Origin of the sequence: Pseudomonas ceruminis (assembly GCF_021602025.1) — a bacterium.
Lineage (GTDB): Bacteria > Pseudomonadota > Gammaproteobacteria > Pseudomonadales > Pseudomonadaceae > Aquipseudomonas > Aquipseudomonas ceruminis.
Map to the genome: position 1 here is coordinate 211,385 of NZ_BQHW01000003.1, position 17,078 is coordinate 228,462.

A 17,078-nucleotide genomic window follows, 5' to 3' on the forward strand; every position below is an offset into this window, starting at 1 on the left:
AAGGACGGGTCATCATCCCACCGTCGCCCTGGCCTGGGTAGACCGCGGTTGCCAACCCAAAGCCGGGGCGATCTGCTGGGCGATGATCTGCAAACGCTCGAGCACCTGGGCCTGGGTGGAACTTTCGGCCTGGACCACGACGATCAGGTAATCGGCATAGGGTAGCAACGCAGGGTCGTTACGCAGGCTGTGGATGACCTCGTCGGGATGCCCGTGATGGACGTTGAGCAGGCGCAGGTGCTCTTGCAGGTCGATGGCCTGGTCAATCAGGCCCTCACGTTGCAGCCGCGGCACATGGCGTTCGATATCCACCGCCAGCTCGGCTTGGGCGGTGGCCTGGTCGACGGCCGGGAAGACCGCGCGGACCACGCCGATGCGGGGCTTCTCGGTGGGGTGGTCCCAGGCGGCCAGGTACGCATCGGCCAAGGGTTTCTGCACGGTCAGCGGGTCATGGGTCGCCGTGCCGAGCAGAAAGCCGTTGCCTTGGCTTGCAGTATAACGGGCACCTTCCAGGCTGGCGTGGGAGTGCCACAGCCGTCGCGCCAGGCCGGGCGCTGGCGGCTGCAGGGTCAGTTCGCTGCCGGTGCGCAGTGCCTGGCCACCGAGCAGCGCCTGCAACCGTTGTTGATCTTCGGCAAAGCGTGCCTGGCGCTGTTCGGGATCACGCGCGAAGGCGCTGAAACTGTCCAGGTTGGCGCCGCCGCTGCCCAGCCCCAGTTGCACGCGTCCCCCGCTGAGCTGGTCGAACACACTGGCGTCCTCGGCCAGCCGCACCGGGTCTTCGAAGGGCAGTACGGTGACGGCGGTACCCAGCTCGATATGCCGGGTACGTTCGGCCACTGCAGCAAGTGCCAGCAGCGGCGAAGGTAAGCGGCCAAAGCCGTTGCTCAGGTGATGCTGAGCGATCCAGCCTCCATCGAAGCCGAGGGTTTGGGCAACGTCGAATTGCTCCAGCAGGTCCTGGTAGACCTGATGCGGGTCTTCCCCAAAGGCATGGGTAAGAAAGCCCAGCTTGAACGGTGGGCGGGGAGTTGCGGCAGTCATGACAGGGACAGCTCCTTGGTAGGACGGGCAACGCCGGGGCGCCAGCCGAGGGCCGGCGCAATCTGTTCGGCGATGACTTGCAGGGCGCGAATGGCCTCGCGCAGTGGCGTGCTGGCGGTCTGTACCTGGACGATCAGGTGATCGTGGCTGCCCAGTTGCGGCCCGGCCTGGAGGCCCTCCACGATGGCCTGCGCCGAGCCATGGAGGACGCCGAGGCGGTGCAGCGTTTCATTGAAGTCGCCGTCCAGCGGGCCTTGATAGACGCCGATAAGCTGCTGGCGCTTGAGGTAGGTGTGAATGTCCTGACGCAGCGCATCGCTGTGGGCCAGGGGGAAGACGCCCTGCACCCGGGCGATGCGTGGCGGGGTGCCGTTGTCGCCGGTCCAGGCGTCGCGATAGCGTCGCACTGCTTCGATTCCGGCGTGCGCAGGCAGGTGTGGATTGGGTGCCATGATCAGGCCGTTGCCGCGGGCCGAGACCAGTTCCACCCGCGAGGTGGCTTCCCACAGGCGCCCGCCAAGGCCGGCCGGCTGAGGCTGCAGGCGCAGCCCCTCGGCATTCAGGGGGCCGTTGCCCAAGGCCGTTTGTAGCTGTTTGAGGTTGTTTTCGTAATCGCGGTGGCGCTGTTCGTGCTCGCGGCCGAAGGCACTGAAGGTGTCCGGGTCGAAGCCTGCGCCCAGCCCCAGCTCCAGCCGCCCGTTGCTCAGCAGGTCGAGCACGGCGGCGTCTTCGGCCAGCCGTAGCGCTGGCTCCTGCGGCAACACGATGATCCCGGTGCCCAGGCTGATGCGTCGGGTGCGCTGGGCGACCGCCGACAGTAGCACCAGCGGCGACGGTAAACGCCCCTGTTCACTGGCAAAATGATGCTGGGCCAACCAGCCGCTGTCGAAGCCCAGCGCCTCGGCGGCCTGGAACAATTCGATGGTTTCACGGTAGACCCGCGGGTGGTATTCGGGCTGGTACACCCGGCTGAGAAAGCCGAGGGAAAATCCGCCACTCATGGCTGCTTCTCCTGTGGAATGAGGGGCAGAGCGGTCAGCGCTTGCGCCGCCCCGGCGAGGTCGGTGGACTCCAACAGGCCGTTGAACGGGCTGATGGTCAGATACCCCCTGGCCAGCCAGACCGCTTCATCGTCCTGCTGTGCCGAGGTGGCTGGCGGGCTGTACTGAAAGCTGATGCCAGGTTTGCCGGCGAGGGCGGGAAAGAGCGGCGCGAGGTCGTCGGTGTACAGGGGGTCGAAGCCGACATAGCTACCGATGCGCGTCAGGCGCACGCCCTTGATCGCGCTGTCGGCGGGGACGTTGACGTTCAGCCCCAGCCCGCTCGGCAGCAGCTTGCCGTCGGGCTGGCGATGGCGGTCCAGGGCGTCCACCAGCTTGACCACGAGGGCAGCGATCCGCTGCGGGTCCTTGTCCTTGAGGTCGGTGCTCACCGCCAGCGCCGGATAGCCCGAACGGACGGCGACGCTGGCGGCGTTGAAGGTGCCGGAAGCTGCGTTGATGGCGCCCACGTTGTTGCCGGGGTTCGGCCCAACGATCACCAGGTCCGGCGCCGGCAATATCTTTTTCAAACCCATCAACAGCGCCATGACGGGCGTGCCGCTGATCTCGATCTGAACCTGCTGGCCGGCGCAGGCCTCGCTGCTGCACAGGCCGGTTTCGTGGGTACTGATGTAGTAGCTGTCCGGGTAGGCGGGATCGTTGTCGCGGCCCACGGTGACCTCGCGGCCATAGAGAAAAGCGCCACCCCGAGCGCTCTGTTCGCTTTGCGGCGCAGCGATCTTCACGTGATGCCCGGCGGCCTTCAGGGCGGTGTACAGCGCGCGAATATTCGGATGGCGGTAACCGTCGTCGTTGCTCAACAGAATATTCAAGGCGAAGGCCGGGCTGGCGGCCAGGCCGCACAGGGCCAGCAGCAGGCAGGGCAGCCTCTTCATGCCGGCACCTGCGCCGGGCGGCTGAAGCGGTTGGTCGGCCGTGGCAGGCCGAGGTTTTCCCGCAGGGTGCGGCCTTCGTATTCGTGGCGAAACAGCCCACGTGCCTGCAACAGCGGGATCACCTTGTCGACGAAGACATCGATGGAACCTGGGAAATACGGGAAGAACACATTGAAGCCATCGCAGGCACGTGCCTGAAACCAGGTTTCGAAACTGTCGGCGATGTCTTCGGCGGTGCCGATCACCGGGTTACCACCGGCCAGGCGCAAGTACAACTGGCGAATCGTCAGGTTCTCGTTTCGGGCCAGGTCCAGCACTTGCTCGCGGCGGCTGCCGCGCTGGCCGGGCGGGGTATCGGGCAGTGGGCCGTCTAGGTCGAACCCGGACAGGTCGATGTCCTCACCCAGGGTGTCGGCCAGCAGGCGCAGGCCGAGAACCGGATCTATCAGCGCCTGGAACTCTTCGAACAGCGCCTGGGCCTGCTCGCGGGTTTGGCCAATGAACGGGGTGACACCGGGCAGGATCTTGATGTGGTCGGGGTCGCGGCCCAGCGCGGCGGCACGCGCCTTGATGTCCTGGTAGAACGCCTGCGCTGCCGGCAGTTGATGATGGGCGGCGAAGATCACCTCGGCGACCCGCGCAGCCAGGGCTTTGCCGGACTCCGAGGCACCGGCTTGGACCAGGACCGGGTGGCCTTGGGGCGGCCGCGCAACGTTCAGCGGCCCGCGGACCGAGAAGTGTTCACCACGGTGGTTGAGGGTGTGGAGCTTGTTCGGATCGAAATACTGGCCGCTGGCTTTGTCGCGGACAAAGGCATCGTCGTCCCAGCTGTCCCACAGGCCCTTGACCACGTCATGAAACTCTTCGGCGCGCTGGTAGCGGTCAGTGTGCTCGATGTGGGTTTCCCTGCCGAAGTTCCAGGCCTCGTCGGAGACCACCGAGGTGACAAGGTTCCAAGCGGCGCGGCCTTTGGAAAGGTGATCGAGCGAGGCGAACTTGCGGGCGATATGGTACGGCTCGTTGTAGCTGGTAGTGGCGGTGGCGATCAGGCCAATGTTGTCGGTGACCGCTGCCAGCGCGGCCATCAATGTCAACGGCTCGAAGTGCTCACCGCGGGCAGTGCGGCTCAGTGCGTCCAGGTGATGGCCCCATAGCGCTACCACATCGGCGACGAACAGTGCATCGAACCGGCCCCGTTCGGCACTGCGGGCGATGGCTTTGAAATGGTCGAAATCCAGGCTGGCATCGGCCTGGGCGAGCGGGTGACGCCAGGCGGCGACATGGTGTCCGCTGTTGGCGAGAAACGCCCCCAGCTTCAGTTGGTCGGTGCGACGGGTCATGGGTACAGGCTCCCGTGATTGGGTTGATGCCCCGCCCACCGCACGGCGGGCAGGGCCGCGATCAGAAGTTGTAGGTCAGGCCGGTGTACCAGTAGCCGCCCGTGGTGCCGTAGGGCGAGAAGTTGCCGTAGGGGAAGGCACCCGAACTGCTCGGCAGGTTGGTGCGCTCCGGGTACTTGTTGAACAGGTTGTTGGCCCCGGCGGTCAGGGTCAGGTCCTTGGTCAGGTGGTAGTCCAGGTTGAGGTCGGTGATCCAGGCCGGCGAGAAGGTGCGGTCGTAGGCTTGCAGCGTGCCGTACTGGGTGTACTCGCCGTAGCGGGTCAGGTTCAGGCTCAGCTCCAGTTGCTTGAAGGTCCAGGTGGCGCCCAGCAGCAGCTTGGATTCCGGCAGGCCGTGCTTGAGGTTGCCCTGGCGCTGGCGGTCGTAGCCGCCGGTTGGGCCGAGGGCCTGCTGGGCAACCGAGGAGGCATGGATGTCATCGATCTGGGTGGTGTTCCAGTTGAAGCCCAGGCTATAGCGCAGGCCACCCCAGGCCTGGAGGTCCTGGCGGTAATCGCCCACCAAGTCGATGCCACGGGTGGTGGTGTCCAGGGCGTTGGTGAAGTAGGTCACCGACTGATTGGTGGCCAAGCCCGCAGCGGCGAGGATGGCGTCGATCTGCGGGGTGCCGCCGAGGTAACCGGTCTGGGCGATACGGTCCTTGATCTTGATCTGGTAGGCGTCGAGGGTGACCGAGGTGTTGTCGCTCGGTTGCAGGGTCAGGCCGACGCTGATGTTGGTGGACTTCTCCGGCTTCAGGGTGGAGGCACCAAGCGCCTTGGCCACTGCGGAATCGACCGCGACGTTGCGGTAGTCGATCAGGTTGCCGTTGACGTTGCTCTGGGAGGTGGAGCTGTAGATCTGCTGGGCCAGCGACGGTGCGCGGAACCCGGTGCTGAAGGTGCCGCGCGCGGCGAGTATCGGGGTCAGCTGGTAGCGGGTGGAGAACTTGCCATTGGTGGTGGTGCCGGACCCGTCGTTGTAGTGCTCGTAGCGACCGGCCAGGTCCACGTGCCATTTGTCCGTCAGGTCCTGGCCGATCTCCGCGTAGCCGCCGAGGCTGGTGCGGCCTTTCTCGGCGGCGTCCTGCGGGGTGGTGCCAGCACCGGAAATGGTGCCCGGCGCGATCGGGTTGCCGCTGGCACCGGTGGTGAAGGGGCCGCTGGCGTAGGAGGCGTAGTCACCCTTGCCGATCTTGTAGTTCTCGTAACGCTGCTCCAGGCCCCAGGAAATTTGCGTGGGCTTGGCCAGGCCAAGGTCGAAGGCGCGGGTCAGGTCGAGGTTGTTGGTCCACTGGCTGAAGGTCTTCACGCCGGTGTCCACCGAGGTCGGCGAATCGGCGCCGTAGCTCAGGTTGTAGGTGTGGCGCAGGGTGGCTTCGGCATGGTCCTGGCCGTAAGTACTGGACAGGTCATAGTCCCAGCCCAGCGCCGTGCCCTTGCCACCGAAGGCCACCTGAAAGTCGTTTTCGATGAAGCGCAGGGTATCTTCCACCCCCTCCGGGAAGGGCGTGGCAATGCCGTCGAAGCTGGCCGGCTGGTGGAATGCCAGCGGCTTTTCGGAGTTGCGGCGGGTGTAGGTGGAGAAGGAGTAAAGGCTCAAGGCATCGTTGATCGGCAGCTCGGCGTTGTAGCCCAGGCTGAAGTTGCGCGCTTCTGGCAGACCGGTGCCGTAGTAGGTGTGCTGAAGGCTGGTGTTGCCGGCGCTGTCGGTGTACGGCGCGTTGTCGGAGCGGTCGGAGACCTTCTGTTTCTTCACATCCAGGGCAAGGTTGATGAAGCCGTCGTTGGGCAGGGCAAGGCCGACATTGCCGGTCTGGCGTACGGTCTCGCCGTCGCCATTTTCGTAGTTCTGCCCGTAGGTGGTGGAGACGCTGCCGCCGTTGTCGGTCTGCTTCAGCACGATGTTGACCACGCCACCGATGGCGTCGGAGCCATACTGCGCCGAAGCACCATCACGCAGGACCTCCACATGGTCCACCAGCGCGGTGGGGATCATGTCCAGGTCGACCGGCTGCGAGCCGGAGTTGAGGTAGGTGCCGTTATTGAGCAGGGCACTGTTGTGCCGGCGCTTGCCGTTGACCAGCACCAGTACCTGGTCGCCATTCAGGCCGCGTAGGCTGATGGGCCGGACCACCGAGGTGGAGCCGAAGCCGGACGAGGCGGGCTGGTTAAGCGATGGCAGTACCCGGCTCAGGGCCTTGGTCAGGTCGCCTTGGCCGGTGGCGAGCAATTGCTTGGAGGAAATCACATCGACCGGGGAGGGGCTCTCGGCCAGGGTACGGGCCTGGCCGCGGTTGCCGACCACCACCACGGTGTCCAGCGGGTTGTCTGCAGCGAGGACCGGGGCTGCTTCGCTGAGGGCGAGGAACAGCAAGCTGTAGGCGAATACTTTATGGGGCGGGCGCAAGGCGCTGCGAGGCGAGGAACGCATGAGGGGCTTACTCCGATGAGGTCAGTAGAGGCGGCTTGTTGGGGCAAGCTCTGGTGAGAGCACAGGAGCAAGGGCTGTGCCAGCCGAGAAAAGGCTTTTAAAACAGTGCATTGCTGGCGGTTGGGGCGGCTGGCTGGTGATTTTTCAGCGATGAACAGGGCAGGGTGTTGGTTTTTCTACAGTGCCGCAGAGGGGGCTCGCCCAGGCTGCTTCGTCGACACGCCCACGCCCGGGCGATGTGCGTTACGCCAGACCTTGCGGGCGCTGGCCTGCAGGCGACAAGGACGTCATCGGTGGCACGAAAGCCGGCCACTGGCACATCACTTGCTCCACCCCTGCCACCACCACCTTTCGCTTTCCAAGGATGCCTGCACATGCCGTTCCCCGGTCCCCGCAATGCCCTCACTGACATACCAGGCCTGACCGTTGGCCACGCCACCGATACCCGGGTCGACACCGGTGTCACGGTGATCCGCACCGATGCCGTCTGGACAGCCAGTGTCGATATCCGCGGCGGCGGCCCAGGCGGGCGCGAGTCGGCGGCTTTGGAGCCAGAAAACATGGTTGGCCAATTGCACGCCCTGGTGTTTGCCGGCGGTTCGGTGTTTGGCCTGGGCGCGGCGGACGGCGTGGCTGCGGCGTTGTCCGCCGAGGGCATCGGCCTGCACCTCAAAGCCGGTGCCCCGGCCATTCCCATCGTGCCGTGCGCCGTGCTCCACGACCTGGCCAATGGAGGGGATAAACAATGGGGCCTGGAGCCGCCTTACCGCCGCCTCGGTTTCGAAGCGCTGGCCAACGCCGGCCAGGACGTCGCCCAGGGCGCGGTCGGTGCCGGCCGCGGCGCCATGGCGGGCGTGCTCAAGGGCGGCCTGGGCACCGCCTCGCTGGACTTGGGCGATGGCCTGGTGGTCGCCGCACTGGCGGTCGCCAACCCCATCGGGTCGGTATACATGCCCGATGGCAAGACCTTCTGGGCCTGGCCGTGGGAGATTGCCGGCGAATTCGGCGGCGCACGGCCCGTGGGCGATCAGGATTGCAGCGACCCGATCCCCGAGCTGTCGCGGCTGGACGCCATGGGCCGCCTGCAGGCCGGGGCCAACACGACCCTGGTGGTGGTGGCCAGCACCGCCAGGCTGAGTACTGCCGAGTGCAAGCGGGTGGCGATCATGGCCCAGGACGGTATCGCCCGGGCAGTGCGCCCGGCGCACCTGCCGTTCGACGGCGATACCGTGTTCGCCTTGGCCTCTGGTGCGGTGGAACTGGGTAGTGGCGCCTGGCGTCAGGTGCAGATCGGCAGTGTCGGCTCCGCTGCGGCGGACTGTGTGGCCCGGGCCATTGCCCGTGGGGTGCACGCTGCCCGCCGATGAGCATCAGCGCACGCGCGCAAGGCCCTGCTCGACCCGTTGCCGGGCCTGGGCCGCCAGGCCTGGTAGGTGCAAGGCGTGGTACACCCGTTCGAGGCTGCGGTTGGTTGGCACATCCAGGTTGTCGTAGCGGCGGCGCAATTCCAGCGTCTGCTGTGCCACTTCCCAATCGCCTGCCCGTAAGCGTGCGTCCAGCTCGATCTGGGCGAACAGATCGCGCTGGGCATGGCTGCCGCCGATTTCGTTGAGGCGCGGCAGGCTGCTGGCCAGCAGCCGGGCAGACCGCGCGTAATCGCCGCGGGCATGGCTTAGCAGCGCTTCGGCCACCGGCAGGGTCACCTCGGCCCAGACCGCGCGGCTGAAAGCAGGTGCTTCACGGCTACGCTGATGCAGGGCTTCGAACAGTTGCTGCGCCTGCGGCTGTTCGGCTCGGGCCAGGCCATAGAGGTATTGCAGGCTGAGGAACGGTTGCACCGTGTCGCCGTGGCGCTTTTGCAGGTAGGGCGCCAATGCCTGCCAGCGCTGGCCCACATCGATACCCGCCAGCTCCAGCCGTGCCAGCAGCGATACCGCGCCAATCTGGTCCTGGGAGTACTCCGGCAGAATCCCCCACACGTGCTGGTCGTAGATCGCCAACACCCGCGCTTGTTCGCCCCGTGCGAGGTAGAACAACGCCAGATGCCACCAGTTGTGGGTGTACATGAAGGAGTTCAAGCCGTCCCAGTGCTTGCTGACGCTTTCCAGAAATGCGATCCCTTCCTCGATCCGGCCTTCGGTGAGCATCACATGGGCCAGCGCATGCTGGGCCCAGGGTTCATCGGCCTGGATCGCCAGGGCCTGGCGCGCGCTGGCCTCGGCGTCGTCGAGCAGGTGGCATTGCTCATAGGCGAAGGCCAGCATGCCGTGGCTCTGGGCGATATCCGGTGCCGCCTGTACCGCCTTGAGCGCGGTACGCAGCAGCGCCGGCCAGTTGCCGCGGTTGAACTCCACATATTGGTTGAGCTTGGCGGCGAACAGGTCGCGAGGAAAGTCCGCCAGCAGGCGCTCGCTCAGGGCCAGCACACGGTCCAGGTCGTCCGCGATCCAGGCTTGCAGCAGGTCCAGGTACAGCGCCGCCCGGGGGTGAGCTGGCGCTACGGCCGCGGCCCGGCGCCGGTACTTTTCTGCCAGCCCCGGTCCTTGCGGCGATTCACTGAACATCAGCAGCACCCCGGCCAGCGCATTGCTCAGGGCTGATTGGGGGTGGCGGTCGGCGCAGCCCAGAATGGCTTCGGCCCGGGGGTGATAGCCGATAAAGCCCGAGACGAAGTCATTCAGGCCCTGGCGGGCGTCCTGGTCGTCGGTGTCCAGCGGGTTGCCCAGATAGTCCAGTGACATAGCATTCCTGTCTGACCAAAGATGGCGTTTGATGGGGTCGGTGTGCGGCAGGGCCGCATGGGCGCGGGCAATCCCCGCAGGCAGATCCAGGAGCAAAGCCTGTGCCAGCGCCGCCCAGGCCGCGAAACAGGCCAAAAGGCCTGCGCGGCGCTGCTGCTTTTTCCACACTCGGTGTGTCCGGCTGTGGCTTTTTCACCAGCGGCCCTGCGCTGCCTGGCTGCTGGAGCCCGTATTTGCGGTGGCCCAAGGCAGTGGCATAGCGCTTGCAAAATCACCGGCAAAGGGGCCTGCGGGCCCCGCTGGACCATTGCCAAGGAGTCACCATGCCCGGTCATCTTCATCGCCACCCGCGTCACGCTCTGAAACGGCTGGGGCTCGCCGTGCTCACCTGTGCCGCGCTGTTCGGCACCCACGCCTATGCCGAGCCGAAGGACGGCGGTGTGCTCAGCCTGATCGCTCAGCCCGAGCCGCCCTCGCTGATGCACGGGGTGGTCACCCATGTGGCCACCCAGTACGTCAGCGGCAAGGTACTGCAAGGCCTGCTGACCTTCGACACCGATCTCAAGCCACAACCGGTGCTGGCGAAAAGCTGGAGCGTGTCGCCGGACGGCCTGACCTACACCTTCGATCTGCAACCCGGCGTGACCTGGCACGACGGCAAACCTTTCACTGAGCAGGATGTGCTGTTCACCTTCCAGACGTTCTATCCGGAGGTGGACAAGCGCCTCGGCTCGATCTTCGAGCAGTTCGTCGCCTCCATCGATTCGAGCAAACCGCTGCAAGTGACCTTCCACCTGCGGCAGCCCTTCGCGCCCCTGCTGTCGTCGCTGGGCAGCGGACTGCGCCCGATCGTGCCTCGCCACCTCTACGAAGGCACCGATTTTCGCGCCAATCCCTACAACCTGAAGCCGGTGGGCACCGGGCCGTTCGTGTTTCAGGAGTGGAAGCGCGGTGCGTTCATCAAGCTGGCGAAAAACCCCAACTATTGGAAAAAGGGCCTGCCGCACCTCGATGGTGTGATCTTCCATGTGATTCCCGACGGCTCCTCCCGCGCCGCGGCCTTCGAGCGCAACGACGTGCAGGTGCTGCGCGCCGGCGACGCCGACTACGCAGACCTCAAGCGCCTCAGCGCACTGCCAGGGGTGGTGGCCTCGGAGCAGGGCTATGAGCTGTATTCCGGGTTGGCCTTCCTGCAGATCAATACCCGCAAACCGCCACTGGACAACCCCAAGGTGCGCCAGGCGATCCTCACCGCGCTGAACCGCCAGTTCATCGTCGACAACATCTTCTTTGGCTCGGGGCGAGTGTCACAGGGGCCGTTCGTGTCCAGTTCGCCGTATCACGATCCGAATTTGCCGCAGTACAGCTATGACCTGAAGAAAGCCAAGGCGCTGATCGCCGAATCCGGTGTGGACGTGGGAGCCGTGCGCATCCGTTTGCTCAACGGTGAAAAAGGCGGCGCCTGGGAACGGTTGGCCGAGTACACCAAGCAGGCCCTGCAACCGCTGGGCTTCAAGGTCCAGGTCATCACCTCGGACGCGGCGACCTGGTTCCAGCGGGTCAGTGACTGGGATTTTGACCTGACCTACAACTTCATCTTCCAGATCGGCGACCCCTACCTGACCACCGCCTACCTTTACCGCTCCGACTACATCCTCAAGACCTCGCCCTTCGCCAACGTCAGTGGCTACAACAACCCTGAGGTCGATCGCTTGTGGAACCAGGTCGCCGATACCGCCGAAGGCCCGGAACGGCAGAAGCGCTACAGCCAGCTGGAAAACCTGCTGAACGACGACCTGCCGATCGCGCCGATCTTCGAGATGCGCTACCCGACGTTGTACCACGCACAGGTCAAGAACCTGCTGCGCACTGCCACCAGCCTCAATGAAGATTACGAGAGCGTCTACCTCGACGCCCCCGCACCATGAACGCGGTGCTGTTCCTGGGTGGGCGGCTGTGCCGCGCCGGTTTGATGGTGCTGGGTGTGCTGGTGCTCAGTTTCCTGCTGATTCACCTGGCGCCGGGCGATCCGGCGTTGCTGATGGCAGGGGAGGCCGGGGTGGATGACCCTGCCTTCATCGACAACCTGCGCCGCACCATGGGCCTGGACAAACCGCTGTTCCAGCAACTGTTGATCTACCTTGGCCACGTGGCGCATCTGGACCTTGGCTATTCCTACCGCAACCAGACCAGCGTATGGGCCTTGCTGGCCGAGCGGCTGCCCGCCACCCTGAGCCTGATGGGCTCGGCATTCGTGGTGTCGTCGTTGCTGGGTGTGACGCTGGGGGTGATTGCCGCACGTGCGCGGCAACGTCGGCATTGGCTGGATGGGGTGATATCCCAAGGGGCGCTGGTGCTCTATGCGGTACCGACGTTCTGGCTGGCCATGCTGTTGATTCTACTGTTCTCGGTGAACCTCGACTGGCTGCCGGCCTTCGGCATGGAAACCGTCGCTCGCGAGCTGCACGGTGGTGCGTGGCTGGCAGATCGGCTGCGCCATCTGGTGCTGCCGTGTTTGTCCTTGAGCTTTCTGTTCCTGGCCCTGTACATCCACCTGACCCGCGCCGCAACGCTGGAAGCGCTGACCCAGGAATACGTCTACACCGCGCGGGCCAAGGGCCTGCGCCCAGGGCGCATCCTGTTTGGCCATGTGCTGCGCAATGCCTTGTTGCCGGTGGTGACGTTCGCCGGCCTGCAGCTGGGTCAACTGGCCAGTGGTGCGTTGCTGGTGGAGGTGGTCTATTCCTGGCCCGGCATTGGCCGGTTGATGTACGACGCCCTCGCGCAACGCGACTATGGGGTGCTGATGGGTGGTTTCTTGCTGATTTCGGTGCTGGTAGTAGGTTTCAACCTGCTGACCGACTTGGCCTGTCGGGTCCTGGATCCACGCATTGGTGTTGGAGGACAACAGCCATGACCGCGTCTTCATTCTGGCTGCGTTTTCTGGCCCAGCGCTCGGCGGTGGTCGGCGCGCTGTGGCTGCTGCTGTTGAGTGCACTGGCCCTGGCCGCACCTTGGATCACGTCGAGTTCGCCCTGGGAAATGGCTGCACAGCCGATGCTTGGCCCGCTGCAAGCGCCTGGGCACTGGCTTGGCACCGATCTGCTGGGGCGCGATCTGTACAGCGGCCTGCTGTATGGCGCCCGGGTCTCGCTGGCCGTCGCTGCGCTGACTAGCCTTGCAACCTTGCTGGTGGGCCTGTTGGTGGGGGCTGTCGCCGGGTACTTCGGCGGCTGGCTGGATGGGGTGCTGATGCGCCTTGCCGAGTTCTTTCAGATCATTCCGCAACTGGTACTGGCGGTGATCCTGGTGGCCATCCTCGAACCGTCGCTGGGGTCCATCGTCCTGGCCATTTCGCTGGTCGCCTGGCCTGCGGTGGCGCGGCTGGTACGTGCTGAATTCCTCAGCCTGCGCCAGCGCGAATTCGTGCAGGCAGCGCGGGTATTGGGGCAGTCGCCACTGGCCATTGTCTTCCAGCAGATCTTGCCCAATGCCGTGGCGCCGCTGCTGGTGACCCTGACCTTCGTCATGGCTACAGCCATCCTCACCGAAGCGGCCCTGGCGTTTCTCGGCCTCGGCGACCCCGAGGCCATGAGCTGGGGCTCCATGATCAATACCTCCCGTGGGCTGTTGCGGGAGGCCTGGTGGATGAGCCTGCTGCCCGGCCTGGCAATTCTGTTTTGCGTGCTGGCGGTCAACCGCGTCGGCGAGGGCCTGCGGGTGGCCTTCGAGCCGGCCCGTCGACCAGGAGATGCCCTATGAGCTCACCGACCCTGTTGAGCATCGAACACCTGCGCATCGCGCTGCCAGCAGCGGCCGACCGCAGCCATGCGCTGCATGACCTGTCGCTGCACCTGGCGCCGGGCGAGTGCCTCTGCGTGGTGGGCGAGTCCGGCTCGGGCAAGTCCATGTTGGCCAAGGCGCTGCTGCGCCTGCTGCCCGCCGGCCCGCGTATCGAAGGCGGCCGCATCCTCTATCGCGGCGTCGACCTGGCCGACCACGATGAGGAATCCATGCGCCAATTGCGCGGGCGGGATATCAGCATGGTCTTCCAGGAGCCGATGAGCGCGCTCAATCCGCTGCTCAGTGTGGGCCGTCAGATCGATGAGACCTTGCGCGCCCATGGGGTGAGGGACAACGCCACGCGCCGGCGGCGGATCATTGAGCTGCTCGGCTACGTGGGCCTGCCGGACCCGGAGCGGCTGCGCCATTGCTTGCCGTTCGAGCTCTCCGGGGGCCAGCGCCAGCGGGTGGTGATCGCCATGGCGCTGGCCTTCGATCCGGCGTTGCTGATCGCCGACGAACCCACGTCCGCGCTGGACGTCACCACCCAGGCGCAGATTCTGGCGCTGCTGCGGCGCATCCAGCGGGAAAAGGGCATGGCCATGTTGTTCATTACCCACGACTTCGCCGTGGTGCAGGCCATTGCCGACCGCGTGCTGGTGCTGGAGAAAGGCCAGGTGGTGGAGCAGGGCGGCGCTGCACAGGTGCTGCAGGCGCCCCGCGAAGCCTATACCCGTCGGTTGATCGCGGCGGTCAGCGCCCGCGCCCTGCATCCACGCCCCGCCCTGAGCGGCGCTGCCCCGGTGTTGCAGGCCCGAGCGCTGCACAAGTCTTTCAGCCGTCGCGTCGGCCTGTGGCAACAGCGCACCACACAGGCGCTGGAGCGGGTGGACCTGCAACTGGCCGAGGGCGAGACCCTGGGCATCGTCGGTGAGTCCGGTTCAGGCAAGTCCACCCTGGGGCGTGCGCTGGTTCGGCTGCTAACGGTGGACAGCGGCAGCATCGAGTGGCTGGGCCGTGAAGTGTCCGGGCTGTCCCAGTCCCGCCTGCGCGGTCTGCGCGGCGATGTGCAGATGATCTTCCAGGACCCTTTTGCCTCGCTGAACCCACGCCAGCGTGTCGACGCACTGCTGATGACCGGGCCGCTGGCACGTGGCATGAGCCGCGAGCAGGCCATGCAGCGTGCGCGGGAGGTGCTGGCGCTGGTCGGCCTGCCTGTCACCGCGCTGGCACGTTTTCCCCACGAGTTTTCCGGCGGCCAGCGCCAGCGCATCGGCATAGCCCGGGCCTTGGCCGTAGCGCCGAAGATTCTGATCGCCGATGAATGCGTATCGGCGCTGGATGCGCTGATCCAGGTGCAGATCCTCGAATTGCTGGAGTCGCTGCAGCGTCGCCTGAAGCTGAGCATCGTCTTCATCACGCACGATCTGCGGGTAGCGGCGCGGCTGTGTGATCGCATCGCGGTGATGCACCACGGCCACGTGGTGGAGCAGGGTGAGGCGGCGGCTGTGCTCAGTCGGCCGGTGCATCCGTACACCCGCAGCCTGCTCAGCGGCTTCACCGGCAACCCTGTGCCGCCTGTGCCGCCTGTGGCGGTGGAGGTGCTGCCATGAGCCGCGGCATGATGAGCCTGAACGCGTTTCTCATGGCCACCGGGCACCACGTCGCCGGCTGGCGGCACCCCCAGGCGCAGGCCGATGGCGGGCTGGATTTCGTGCATTACCGACGGCTGGCGCAGACCGCGGAACGGGGTTGTTTCGATGCGCTGTTTCTGTCCGACACCCTGGCGATGCTGCCGGGCAGTCTGGAGGCGGTGAGCCGGATGTCGCGTACCGAGCATTTCGAACCGCTGACCCTGCTCGCCGGGCTGGCAGCAGTGACCAGGCGCATAGGGTTGGTGGCGACGGTGACCACCTCGTACAACAGCGTCGATACCCTGGCCCACGCCTTCAAGTCGCTGGAACGCTTGAGTGGCGGGCGCAGTGGCTGGAACCTGGTGACCTCGAGCAATGTCGAGGAGGCCTTCAATTTCGGTTGCCAGGCGCATCCGGAACACGCCCAGCGCTATGTAAGGGCGGCCGCCTTTCTGGACCGTGTACGTGCCCGCTGGGCGCAAAGCGGCGTGGCGCCGGTGCAGGTCCTGGCGGGCGCGTCCAAGGCCGGTTGCGAGCTGGCAGCGGCCCAGGCGGAAGTGGTGTTCACCGCCCAGCCCGAACTGGCCGGGGCGCAGCAATTCTATCGCCAACTGAAGGGCCTCATGCCCCGATACGGGCGTGACCCTGACGACCTGAAGATCATGCCGGGTGTGTTGCCCGTCGTGGCCGACAGCGTGGAGCAGGCGCAGGCGCTGTTCGAGCAATTGCAGGCGCTGGTACAGCCGCAGGTCGGCCTGTCGCTGCTGGCGGATATTGCCGGTGGCACTGACCTGGGCGCCTACCCGCTCGACGGACCGTTGCCTGACCTGCCGCTGACCAACGCCGGGGTCAGCCGCCGCGACTTGCTGATCAACGTGGCCCGCCGGGAAGGTTTGAGCATTCGCCAGCTGTACCTGCGCATGGCGGCGGCCCGCGGGCATCTCGTCGTGGTGGGTGATGCCGCGCAGGTCGCTGACCGGCTTGAGCAGTGGTTCGTCGAGGGCGCGGCGGATGGCTTCAACGTGATGCCTGCGTTCCTGCCCGGCGGGCTTGAAGACTTCGTCGACAAGGTGGTGCCTGTGTTGCAACGGCGCGGCCTGTTCCGGCGTGGCTATCAGGGACGAACCCTGCGTGATCATCTGGGCCTTTCCCGGCCCGCCCATCCCGGTTTTCAAGAGGAGCGAGTAGCCCATGGCTGATTTTTCCAACCTGCCGCGGGTTCGCGGCGAACTGCTGGAGGTCCGCCCGGGCCGACGCCTGAGCGTGGCTCACCAGCCGGGTGGGGACACCGTGGTGTTTTTCGGCCACGGGGGTGGCGGTAACAAGGACCAGTGGCGTGAACTGTGGCGAGACCTGGGCGAACAGGGCCACACCCTGGTGGCCTGGGACCTGCTTGGCCATGGCGCAAGCGACAAGCCGCGCGATGCGCATGCGTATGCCTGGGATGAACTGGTGGCCGACGAGCTGGAAATACTGCGTCGCTATGGCGGTGAACGCAACATCATCGTTGCCCATTCCTTCGGTACTGGCCTGGCCCTGAGTGCCTTGTTGTCTGGCCCTGCGGTCAACGTCGACGCGGCCTTGTTGCTGGGCAGCCAGTTGCACCGGCCGCTCAAGCGCAAGGGGTTGTTGAACCTGCCTGTGTGGGTGCTGGAGTTGCTCAGGCCGCGGTTGTCCCGAGGCTTTCGCGCGTTGGCCTGGCACCCGGAGGCCGATCCAGCGCTGGTGGACTATGAACAAGCGCTGACGCAGAACAATCCGCTGTATGTGTTCAAGGCCCTGGTCGGCCATGCGCAATGGCCGGACGCGGCGGCGTTGGCGGGGCTGGACCTGCCCGTCTCGGTGCTGGCCGGTGATCGCGATGGCCTGACCCCGGCCAGCGGCGGCGAGGCGTTGGCCCGGCAATTACCCACGGCGCAGTTCCAGGTGCTGGCGCGTTGCGGGCACCAGTTGATGCTGGAACGACCGGATGAGGTGTTGGCGGCGTTCAACCGGCTGCTGGCGCAGTTGCAGGTTGGTCACTCGGGGGCTCCCCAGCTTCTGCGCCGTTCCTGAGCAAAACGGTTTACCCACGATGGCGGGGTGATTGGCCGCCATCGCGGGTAAACCCACAAGCACCTGGCCTGC

At 65.8% G+C, this 17,078-nt stretch carries 13 protein-coding genes; 7 read left to right on the forward strand and 6 right to left on the reverse strand.

All coding sequences use genetic code 11. The features are described from left to right. Positions 1 to 12 precede the first annotated feature (12 nt). The 5 genes from L6D80_RS05180 to L6D80_RS05200 form a co-directional block, all read right to left on the reverse strand. Positions 13 to 1,044 carry an LLM class flavin-dependent oxidoreductase gene (locus tag L6D80_RS05180; protein ID WP_176512843.1) on the reverse strand — a complete coding sequence of 344 codons (1,032 nt, stop codon included), beginning with the start codon at positions 1,042 to 1,044 and terminating at the stop codon, positions 13 to 15. Then, complete coding sequence (locus tag L6D80_RS05185; RefSeq protein WP_176512844.1) at positions 1,041 to 2,045, reverse strand: LLM class flavin-dependent oxidoreductase; 1,005 nt, start codon at positions 2,043 to 2,045, stop codon at positions 1,041 to 1,043. The genes L6D80_RS05180 and L6D80_RS05185 overlap by 4 nt, the downstream gene beginning before the upstream one ends. Further along, positions 2,042 to 2,980, reverse strand: coding sequence for a 5'/3'-nucleotidase SurE (locus tag L6D80_RS05190; RefSeq protein ID WP_054902698.1), 939 nt, complete (start codon positions 2,978 to 2,980; stop codon positions 2,042 to 2,044). The genes L6D80_RS05185 and L6D80_RS05190 overlap by 4 nt, the downstream gene beginning before the upstream one ends. Continuing rightward, complete coding sequence (locus tag L6D80_RS05195; RefSeq protein WP_176512845.1) at positions 2,977 to 4,320, reverse strand: LLM class flavin-dependent oxidoreductase; 1,344 nt, start codon at positions 4,318 to 4,320, stop codon at positions 2,977 to 2,979. Before L6D80_RS05195 ends, L6D80_RS05190 begins: the two co-directional genes overlap by 4 nt. A gap of 61 nt (positions 4,321 to 4,381) precedes the next feature. Further along, a complete protein-coding gene (locus L6D80_RS05200; RefSeq protein WP_176512846.1) occupies positions 4,382 to 6,793 on the reverse strand; it encodes a TonB-dependent receptor plug domain-containing protein in 2,412 nt (803 codons plus the stop codon). A 374-nt stretch (positions 6,794 to 7,167) separates the two neighbouring features. Between L6D80_RS05200 and L6D80_RS05205 the strand changes: the two genes are divergently transcribed. Then, positions 7,168 to 8,160: a P1 family peptidase gene (locus tag L6D80_RS05205; RefSeq protein WP_176512847.1), complete on the forward strand. Its 993-nt coding sequence runs from the start codon at positions 7,168 to 7,170 to the stop codon at positions 8,158 to 8,160. 3 nt (positions 8,161 to 8,163) lie between these two features. On the opposite strand, the gene L6D80_RS05210 is transcribed toward L6D80_RS05205, so the two are convergent. After that, entirely contained in the window at positions 8,164 to 9,534 is a 1,371-nt protein-coding gene (locus tag L6D80_RS05210; RefSeq protein WP_176512848.1) for a tetratricopeptide repeat protein, read from the reverse strand. A 323-nt stretch (positions 9,535 to 9,857) separates the two neighbouring features. Between L6D80_RS05210 and L6D80_RS05215 the strand changes: the two genes are divergently transcribed. Genes L6D80_RS05215 through L6D80_RS05240 form a run of 6 tightly spaced genes read left to right on the forward strand, consistent with a single transcriptional unit; the run spans position 9,858 to position 17,006 of the window. Continuing rightward, entirely contained in the window at positions 9,858 to 11,462 is a 1,605-nt protein-coding gene (locus L6D80_RS05215) for an ABC transporter substrate-binding protein (RefSeq protein ID WP_220462500.1), read from the forward strand. After that, positions 11,459 to 12,451, forward strand: a complete 993-nt coding sequence (locus L6D80_RS05220; RefSeq protein ID WP_054902702.1) for an ABC transporter permease — start codon at positions 11,459 to 11,461, stop codon at positions 12,449 to 12,451. Before L6D80_RS05215 ends, L6D80_RS05220 begins: the two co-directional genes overlap by 4 nt. Further along, the gene (locus tag L6D80_RS05225; protein WP_054902703.1) at positions 12,448 to 13,296 is read left to right on the forward strand and encodes an ABC transporter permease; all 849 of its coding nucleotides are present in this window, start codon (positions 12,448 to 12,450) and stop codon (positions 13,294 to 13,296) included. The genes L6D80_RS05220 and L6D80_RS05225 overlap by 4 nt, the downstream gene beginning before the upstream one ends. Continuing rightward, positions 13,293 to 14,930, forward strand: a complete 1,638-nt coding sequence (locus tag L6D80_RS05230) for a dipeptide ABC transporter ATP-binding protein (protein ID WP_176512849.1) — start codon at positions 13,293 to 13,295, stop codon at positions 14,928 to 14,930. The genes L6D80_RS05225 and L6D80_RS05230 overlap by 4 nt, the downstream gene beginning before the upstream one ends. Next, positions 14,927 to 16,150 carry an LLM class flavin-dependent oxidoreductase gene (locus tag L6D80_RS05235; protein ID WP_176512850.1) on the forward strand — a complete coding sequence of 408 codons (1,224 nt, stop codon included), beginning with the start codon at positions 14,927 to 14,929 and terminating at the stop codon, positions 16,148 to 16,150. The genes L6D80_RS05230 and L6D80_RS05235 overlap by 4 nt, the downstream gene beginning before the upstream one ends. Beyond that, the gene (locus L6D80_RS05240; RefSeq protein ID WP_176512851.1) at positions 16,143 to 17,006 is read left to right on the forward strand and encodes an alpha/beta fold hydrolase; all 864 of its coding nucleotides are present in this window, start codon (positions 16,143 to 16,145) and stop codon (positions 17,004 to 17,006) included. The genes L6D80_RS05235 and L6D80_RS05240 overlap by 8 nt, the downstream gene beginning before the upstream one ends. The last annotated feature ends 72 nt before the right edge of the window (positions 17,007 to 17,078 follow it).

Excerpts from the sequence above, each read along its gene's own strand:
- L6D80_RS05180 (WP_176512843.1), bottom strand. The coding sequence starts at position 1,044 with ATGACTGCCGCAACTCCCCGCCCACCGTTCAAGCTGGGCTTTCTTACC.
- L6D80_RS05185 (WP_176512844.1), bottom strand. The coding sequence starts at position 2,045 with ATGAGTGGCGGATTTTCCCTCGGCTTTCTCAGCCGGGTGTACCAGCCC.
- L6D80_RS05190 (WP_054902698.1), bottom strand. The coding sequence starts at position 2,980 with ATGAAGAGGCTGCCCTGCCTGCTGCTGGCCCTGTGCGGCCTGGCCGCC.
- L6D80_RS05195 (WP_176512845.1), bottom strand. The coding sequence starts at position 4,320 with ATGACCCGTCGCACCGACCAACTGAAGCTGGGGGCGTTTCTCGCCAAC.
- L6D80_RS05200 (WP_176512846.1), bottom strand. The coding sequence starts at position 6,793 with ATGCGTTCCTCGCCTCGCAGCGCCTTGCGCCCGCCCCATAAAGTATTC.
- L6D80_RS05205 (WP_176512847.1), top strand. The coding sequence starts at position 7,168 with ATGCCGTTCCCCGGTCCCCGCAATGCCCTCACTGACATACCAGGCCTG.
- L6D80_RS05210 (WP_176512848.1), bottom strand. The coding sequence starts at position 9,534 with ATGTCACTGGACTATCTGGGCAACCCGCTGGACACCGACGACCAGGAC.
- L6D80_RS05215 (WP_220462500.1), top strand. The coding sequence starts at position 9,858 with ATGCCCGGTCATCTTCATCGCCACCCGCGTCACGCTCTGAAACGGCTG.
- L6D80_RS05220 (WP_054902702.1), top strand. The coding sequence starts at position 11,459 with ATGAACGCGGTGCTGTTCCTGGGTGGGCGGCTGTGCCGCGCCGGTTTG.
- L6D80_RS05225 (WP_054902703.1), top strand. The coding sequence starts at position 12,448 with ATGACCGCGTCTTCATTCTGGCTGCGTTTTCTGGCCCAGCGCTCGGCG.
- L6D80_RS05230 (WP_176512849.1), top strand. The coding sequence starts at position 13,293 with ATGAGCTCACCGACCCTGTTGAGCATCGAACACCTGCGCATCGCGCTG.
- L6D80_RS05235 (WP_176512850.1), top strand. The coding sequence starts at position 14,927 with ATGAGCCGCGGCATGATGAGCCTGAACGCGTTTCTCATGGCCACCGGG.
- L6D80_RS05240 (WP_176512851.1), top strand. The coding sequence starts at position 16,143 with ATGGCTGATTTTTCCAACCTGCCGCGGGTTCGCGGCGAACTGCTGGAG.